Origin of the sequence: Kitasatospora sp. NPDC057512 (assembly GCF_042802135.1) — a bacterium.
GTDB lineage: Bacteria > Actinomycetota > Actinomycetes > Streptomycetales > Streptomycetaceae > Kitasatospora.
The window spans coordinates 1-7014 of sequence record NZ_JBHVET010000459.1; the positions used below are offsets into that span (position 1 = coordinate 1).

A 7014-nucleotide genomic window follows, 5' to 3' on the forward strand; every position below is an offset into this window, starting at 1 on the left:
CGCGCCCGGCGCCCGTCCAGGCGGACGGGCCCCCCGCCCGTGCCCGGGCCCCCCTCCGGTACAGCCGTCCGTCAGCGCATCGAACCGGTGCGCAGCAGGGTGCGGATGACGCGCATCGCGACCGAGAGGCTGGACAGCTCGTAGTTGTCCGAACCCCTTATGTCGTCGAGGGTGCTCTTGGCGCGGTTCAGCAGGGTCGCGTTGAGCTCGGCCCAGGCGGTGTACCGCTCCTCCGGGGTGGCGCCCTCGGGGCCGCAGGCCAGGATGTCGGCGGTCAGCGCCGCGTGCGCCGCGAAGAGGTCCTCGCGGATCGCGGCCCGGGCCATCGACGACCAGCGGTCGGTGCGGGGCAGCTCGATGATGCGGTCGAGCAGGTGCGAGATCTGGAGCCGGTCGCCCAGGTCGTAGTAGAGGTCGGCGACCTCGGCGACGTCCTTGCCGGAGCGGTCCGCGACCTCGGCGACGTCCAGGGTCGGGAAGACCGAGGAGAGGCCGGCGATCCGGGTGGCCAGCTCCTCCGGCACCCCGGCCGCGGCCAGCTCGCCGTAGATCGACTCGAACCAGGTCAGGTCCTCGCCGCGCAGCGGCTTGGGCAGCGACGCCCAGACCTGGTTGACCCGGTCGTGGAAGAACTCGATGGTGCCGGCGATGTCGAGCGGCTGGCGGCGGTTGTTGAGCATCCACCGGGTGGCGCGCTCGACCAGGCGCCGCGAGTGCAGCCGCATCTTGGTCTGCACCCGGGCCGGGACCTTGTTGTCCAGGTCCTCGATCTCGGCCCAGATCGGCTCCAGGTCGAAGACGGCCCGCGCGGCGGTGTGCGTCCGGGCGATCTCCTCGTAGGTCGCGCCGGTCTCCTCCTTCAGGCGGAAGGCGAAGGTGCAGCCACCGCGGTTGATCGTGTCGTTGACGATCAGCGTGGTGATGATCTCGCGGCGCAGCGCGTGGTTGTCGATCGCGTCGGCGAACCGGGCCCGCAGCGCGCTCGGGAAGTACTCGTGCAGCGAGGCGCGGAAGAACGGGTCGTCCGGCAGGTCGGTGGCCAGCAGCTCCTCGGCCAGGATGATCTTGGTGTAGGCGAGCAGGACGGACATCTCGGGCTGCGAGAGGCCGCGGCCGTTCTGCTGGCGCTCACGGATCTGGCGCTCGGTGGGCAGGAACTCCAGCCCGCGGTCCAGCCGGCCGGCCGACTCGAAGCGGCTGATCATCCGGGCGTGCACGTTGACCATGCTGTGCGCCTGGGCGACGGCGTTGGCCAGCACCACGTTCTGCGCGTAGTTGTTGCGCAGCACCAGGTGGCCGACCTCGTCGGTCATCTCGGCCAGCAGGGCGTTGCGCTGCTTGACCGTCATGTCGCCCTCGGCGACCACCTGGTTGAGCAGGATCTTGATGTTGACCTCGTGGTCCGAGGTGTCCACACCGGCCGAGTTGTCGATCGCGTCGGTGTCGATCCAGCCGCCGGTGCCCTCCGGGCCGCCGGTGGCCGCGTACTCGATGCGGCCGAGCTGGGTGCAGCCGAGGTTGCCGCCCTCGCCGATGACCCGGGCCCGGACCTGCTCGCCGTTGACCCGGATGGCGTCGTTGGACTTGTCGCCCACCTCGGCGTTGGTCTCGGCGGAGGCCTTGACGTAGGTGCCGATGCCGCCGTTCCAGAACAGGTCGACCGGGGCCTGGAGGACGGCCCGCATCAGCTCGGCCGGGGTCAGCTTGGTCGCCTCCACGCCGAGGGCGGCGCGGACCTGCGGGGTCAGCTGGATCGACTTGGCGCTGCGCGGGAAGACGCCGCCGCCGGCCGAGATCAGCGACCGGTCGTAGTCGTCCCAGGAGCTGCGCGGCAGCTCGAACAGGCGGCGGCGCTCGGCGTACGAGGAGGCCGCCTCCGGGTTCGGGTCGAGGAAGATGTGGCGGTGGTCGAAGGCGGCGACCAGGCGGATGTGCTCGCTGAGCAGCATGCCGTTGCCGAAGACGTCGCCGGACATGTCGCCGATGCCGATGACGGTGAAGTCCTCGGACTGGGTGTCGACGCCGAGCTCGCGGAAGTTGCGCTTGACCGACTCCCAGGCGCCGCGGGCGGTGATGCCCATGCCCTTGTGGTCGTAGCCGGCCGAGCCGCCGGAGGCGAACGCGTCGCCCAGCCAGAAGCCGTAGGACTCGGCGACGCCGTTGGCGATGTCCGAGAAGGTCGCGGTGCCCTTGTCGGCGGCGACGACCAGGTAGGTGTCGTCCTCGTCGTGGCGGACCACATCGGCCGGGTGCACGACCTCGCCGCCGACCAGGTTGTCGGTGATGTCGAGCAGCGCCGAGATGAAGGTCTTGTACGAGGAGACGCCCTCGGCCAGCCAGGCGTCGCGGTCGACCGCCGGGTCCGGCAGCTGCTTGGCGACGAAGCCGCCCTTGGCGCCGACCGGGACGATGACGGTGTTCTTGACCATCTGCGCCTTGACCAGGCCCAGGATCTCGGTGCGGAAGTCCTCGCGCCGGTCGGACCAGCGCAGACCGCCGCGGGCGACCTTGCCGAAGCGCAGGTGGACGCCCTCGACCTGCGGCGAGTAGACCCAGATCTCGAACGCCGGGCGCGGGGCCGGCAGGTCCGGGACGGCCTTCGGGTCGAACTTCATCGACACGTAGGAGTGCCGGTCGCCGGAGGCGGCGTGCTGGAAGAAGTTCGTCCGCAGGGTGGCCTTGATGAGGTTCAGGAAGGAGCGCAGGATGCGGTCCTCGTCCAGCGATACGACCTCGTCGAGGGCGCCGGTCAGCTCCTCCAGGATGCCCTCGGTCAGCTCCAGGGCGCCCGAGCGGTGGCTCGGGCTCAGCCGGGCCTCGAACAGGTTGACCAGCAGGCGGGTGGTGTGGGTGTTGTTGCGGAGCGCGTCCTCCATGTAGTCCTGGGAGAACGTGGAGCCCGCCTGGCGCAGGTACTTGGCGTACGCGCGCAGCATCATCGCCTGGCGCCAGGTCAGCCCGGCGGTCAGCACCAGCTCGTTGAAGCCGTCGTTCTCGGCCTTGCCGGTCCAGGTGGCGGCGAAGGTCTCCTGGAAGCGCTCGCGGGCCTCGTCGGTGAGCTCGGTGGCCTCGCGCAGCTTCAGGCCGAAGTCGTAGACCCACGCGGTGCTGCCGTCGGAGCGGCGCAGCGCGTACGGGTGCTCGTCCAGCACCTCGACGCCCAGGCGCTGGAGCACCGGCAGGACCTCGGTGAGCGAGATCGGGCCGCCGACCCGGTAGATCTTGAAGCGGCGCTCGTCGTCGCCGGCGCCGACCGGCTGGTACAGGTTCAGGCGGAAGTCGCCCTCGCCGTGCAGCGACTCGATCTGCTTGATGTCGGCGACGGCGGTGCGCGGCGGGAAGTCGGCGCGGTAGCCGTCGGGGAAGGCGTTGGCGTACTTGTGGCCGAGCTCGGCGGCCCGCTCCTCGCCCAGCTCGGTGTGCAGCTGGTCGTGGAAGCCGTCCATCCAGAACCGGGCGGCCTCGGCCAGGCGGTTCTCGATCCGCTCGACGTCCGTGTCGCTGAGGTGCGGCAGCGCGGTGCCCGGGGCGACCCGGACCACGAAGTGCAGACGGGTCAGCACCGACTCGGTGGCGTACACCGTGTAGTCGATGGTGGCGCCGTTCAGCTCCTCCTTGAGGATGTCGGTGATCAGCAGCCGGATGCGCGTGGTGTAGCGGTCGCGCGGCAGGTAGATGAACGCCGAGAAGTAGCGCCCGTACTCGTCCTGGCGCAGGAACAGCCGCAGCTTGCGGCGCTCCTGGAGGTAGAGCACGCTCGTCGCGATGGAGAGCAGCTCGGAGGCCGGGGTCTGGAAGATCTCGTCCCGCGGGAAGGTCTCCATGATCTGGAGCAGGTCGCGGCCGTCGTGGCTCTCGCTGGAGAAGCCGGAGTCCTCCAGCACCTCCTGGACCTTGCGGCGCACGACCGGGATGCGGGTGACCGACTCGGTGTAGGCGGCGGAGGAGAACAGGCCGAGGAAGCGGCGCTCGCCGATCGGCTCGCCGGCGGCGTTGAACTTCTTCACGCCGACGTAGTCCAGGTAGGCCGGGCGGTGCACGGTGGAGCGGCTGTTGGCCTTGGTCAGGACGAGCAGCTTCTTCTCGTGGGCCTTGGCGCGCACCGGCGCGGAGAGCCGGCCGAAGGCCTCGCTGACGGCGTGGTGGGCGTCGTCGTGGCTGTGCGGGTCGGAGCGCAGGATGCCGAGGCCGGTCCCGGCGACGGCCTTGAGGACCTCCTCGCCCTCGTGCTCGACCAGGTCGTACTCGCGGTAGCCGAGGAAGGTGAAGTGGTCGTCGGCGAGCCAGCGCATCAGCTCCCAGGCCTCGCCGACCTCCTGCTCGGGCAGGCCGGCCGGGGGCTCCTCGGCCAGCTCGTCGGCCAGGCGCAGCGCGCTCTCGCGCATCTTGCCCCAGTCCTCGACGACCTCGCGGACGTCGCCGAGCACGCGGCGCAGGTCGGCCTCGATGGAGCGCAGGTCCTCGCGGTCGGTCTCGCGGTCGACCTCGATGTGCATCCACGACTCGACGGTCGCGTCGGCGGGCCACTCGGTGCCGGCGGCCTGGCTGCGGGAGCAGGCGTCGACGTCCAGGATCTCCAGCAGCTTGCCGGTGATGTCACGGCGGACGACCAGCTGGGGGTGGATCACGACGTGGATCGCGCGGTCCTGGCGGGACAGCTCGTTGGTGACGGAGTCGACCAGGAAGGGCATGTCGTCCGTGACGACCTCGACCACGGTGTGGCCGCAGGACCAGCCGTTCTCCTCGACCGAGGGGGTGTGGACCCGCACCTCGGCGGTGCCCTGCGGGCGCTTGAGGCCCAGGCGGTAGTGGGAGGCGGCCGCGCCGTACACGTCGACCGGGTCGCGGTCGACCAGGTCCTCGGGTGCGGTGTGGAGGTAGTAGTGGTGCAGGTACGCGGTCAGAGCGCCGTTGCTCAGACCCTCCCCCGGCGCCGCTCCCCCCACCTGGCTGTTCTCAGCGGCTGCGGCTGCCTTCTTGAGCAGTTCGGCCTTGGCTGCGTCCAGCTTGGTCTGCATGACTTCTTGGCTCCTGTCGCGCGCCGTTGCGTGACTCGGTGGTGTGTGGATGTACACCGACGGGTCACCGCAATCCTGCCGCACCGTCCGACTGAAAGGGGCTCATGGCACGCATGAAACGCACTCCCAGCGGGTAGGACGTTCCGTTCGTCCTGCAGCCACCCGACGACGCCAGCCAGCCTAACCGGATCAATCGAAGGGGGACAGGGACAGGTCGGCGCAAACCCGCAGGAAGTCGGGTCCGTCCTGGACAGCATGTCCAAACCGGAGCCCGGTGTTCACTCTCAGCCCATGTGGGGGTGGCCGTGGTGGGTCGGCGGCACGAAGGTCTCCTTGATCGACCGGGCCGAGGTCCAGCGCAGCAGGTTCTGCGCGGCGCCCGCCTTGTCGTTGGTGCCGGAGGCCCGGCCGCCGCCGAAGGGCTGCTGGCCGACCACGGCGCCGGTCGGCTTGTCGTTGATGTAGAAGTTCCCCGCGGTGAACCGCAGCTCCTCGACGGCCTGGGCGATGGCGTAACGATCCTGCGCGATCACCGAGCCGGTCAGGCCGTACGGGGCGCCGGCGTCGACCCGGCGCAGCACGTCGTCCCAGCGGGAGTCCTCGTAGACGTGGACGGCGAGGATCGGGCCGAAGTACTCGGTCCGGAAGATCTCGCCCCGGTGGTCGGAGGAGACCAGCACGGTCGGCCGGACGAACCAGCCGATCGCGTCGTCGTACTGTCCACCGGCCGCCAGTTCGATGGTCGGATCGGCCTTCGCCCGATCGATGGCGTCCCGGTTCTTCTCGAAGGCGCGCCGGTCGATCAGGGCGCCCATGAAGTTGGACAGGTCGGTCACGTCGCCCACCGCGAGCGCGTCCACCTCGGCCAGGAACTCGTCCTTGATCCGCTGCCAGAGGCTGCGCGGCAGGTAGGCGCGGGAGAGCGCCGAGCACTTCTGGCCCTGGTACTCGAAGGCGCCGCGGATCAGCGCCGTCCTGAGGATCTCCGGGTCGGCCGAGCGGTGGGCCAGCAGGAAGTCCTTGCCGCCGGTCTCGCCGACGATCCTCGGGTACGTCCGGTAGCCGCCGATGTTGGCGCCGACGGTCTGCCACAGGGACCGGAAGGTGGCGGTGGAACCGGTGAAGTGCAGCCCCGCGAACGCCGGGTCGGCGAGCACCACCGGGGAGACCTGGAGGCCGTCGCCGGTCACCAGGTTGATCACCCCGGGCGGCAGGCCGGCCGCCTCCAGCAGCCGCATCAGGTGGTACGCGGCCAGGGTCTGGGTCGGCGCGGGCTTCCAGACCACGGTGTTGCCCATCAGCGCGGGGGCCGTCGGCAGGTTGCCGGCGATCGCGGTGAAGTTGAACGGGGTGACCGCGTAGACGAAACCTTCCAGCGGGCGGTGGTCGGTGCGGTTCCACACGCCGGGCGAGGAGATCGGCTGGTCCGCCAGGATCTGCCGGGCGAACCCCACGTTGAACCGCCAGAAGTCGATCAGCTCGCAGGCGGAGTCGATCTCCGCCTGCTGCGCGGTCTTGGACTGGCCGAGCATGGTGGCCGCGTTGAGCGTCTCCCGCCAGGGGCCGGCCAGCAGGTCGGCGGCGCGCAGGAAGACCGCCGCGCGGTCGTCGAAGGAGAGCGAGCGCCACTGCCGGCCGGCGGCCAGCGCCGCGTCCACCGCCGCCCGGGCGTCCTCCCGGGTGGCGTTGCCGAGCACGCCCAGCTTGGCGGCGTGGTGGTGCGGCTGGACCACCTCGATCCGCTCGCCGCCGCCGAAGCGCTGCTCGCCGCCGATCGTCATCGGCAGCGGGACCTGCTCGGCCGCCAGCTCGTCCAGCCGCCGCAGCAGCCGGTCCCGCTCCGGGCTGCCGGGCGCGTACGCCCGCACCGGCTCGTTGACCGGGACCGGCACCTCGGTGACTGCGTCGATGGGCATGGCGGGCTCCGTCCTGGGGCTGGTCGGGTGTGACACCAGCCTGACCAGCCGGGGCGCGATCCGCCCGCTCAGACACGCGG

Annotated in this window: 2 protein-coding genes; both read right to left on the reverse strand. The window is 70.8% G+C overall.

Annotated features, from left to right (window positions below; all coding sequences use genetic code 11):
* Positions 1-71 precede the first annotated feature (71 nt).
* Positions 72-5018, reverse strand: coding sequence for an NAD-glutamate dehydrogenase (locus ACFU6K_RS26075; RefSeq protein ID WP_380666912.1), 4947 nt, complete (start codon positions 5016-5018; stop codon positions 72-74).
* 284 nt (positions 5019-5302) lie between these two features.
* Positions 5303-6928: an L-glutamate gamma-semialdehyde dehydrogenase gene (gene pruA, locus ACFU6K_RS26080; RefSeq protein WP_380666914.1), complete on the reverse strand. Its 1626-nt coding sequence runs from the start codon at positions 6926-6928 to the stop codon at positions 5303-5305.
* Positions 6929-7014: the final 86 nt, after the last annotated feature.